Source organism: Arenimonas malthae CC-JY-1, assembly GCF_000747075.1.
Taxonomy (GTDB): Bacteria; Pseudomonadota; Gammaproteobacteria; order Xanthomonadales; family Xanthomonadaceae; genus Arenimonas; species Arenimonas malthae.
Genome location: NZ_AVCH01000079.1, coordinates 1 through 724 on the forward strand (window position 1 = coordinate 1; position 724 = coordinate 724).

Annotated in this window: 1 protein-coding gene; it reads left to right on the forward strand. The window is 72.7% G+C overall.

Going from position 1 to position 724, the window contains the following annotated elements; genetic code table 11:
* Nucleotides 1-212 precede the first annotated feature (212 nt).
* The coding region (locus N790_RS04615; protein WP_043801371.1) for an MFS transporter at nucleotides 213-724 on the forward strand (512 nt) is incomplete at its 3' end.

The following is a 724-nucleotide window of genomic DNA, read 5'->3' on the forward strand; positions in this document are numbered from 1 at the left end:
CCGCCCGACGCCGACGCGCAGGCCCGGGCGCGCGGGCATTTCGCGCTGGCGCGGCTCACGCTCGATTCGCTCGACTGGCTGTCGCTGGCCTCCGAAGGCCACCGCCGCGCCCGCTTCCGGCGCGAGGCCGGCCGCTGGCAGGGGACCTGGCTGGCGCCGTGAGCCCTCCCCGCATCGGCTAGACTGCGCGCCCCGCCCCACGGACCGCCCGCTTGGACGCTCCCGCCCCTGCCGCGCCGAACGTGCGCCGCGCCGCGCTCGCCTTCATCTTCGTCACCGTGCTGGTGGACGTGATGGCCTTCGGCCTGATCATCCCGGTGCTGCCGCACCTGCTGAAGAAGGTGACCGGCGGCGAGATCGCCGACGCCACGCTCTGGCACGGCCTGTTCGCCACCGGCTTCATGGCCATGCAGTTCATCGCCTCGCCGGTGCAGGGCGCGCTGTCGGACCGGTTCGGGCGCCGGCCGGTGATCCTCATCTCGAATGCCGGCCTGGCCATCGATTTCCTGATCATGGCGCTGGCGGAAACGCTGCCGCTGCTGTTCATCGCGCGCCTGCTGTCGGGCGCCACCTCGGCCAGCTTCAGCACGGCCAATGCCTACATCGCCGACGTGACGCCGCCGGAAAAACGCTCGGCGGCGTTCGGGCGCCTGGGCATGGCCTTCGGCATCGGCTTCACGGTGTCGCCGGTGATGGGCGCCTGGCTGGGCGCGGTGGACCTGCA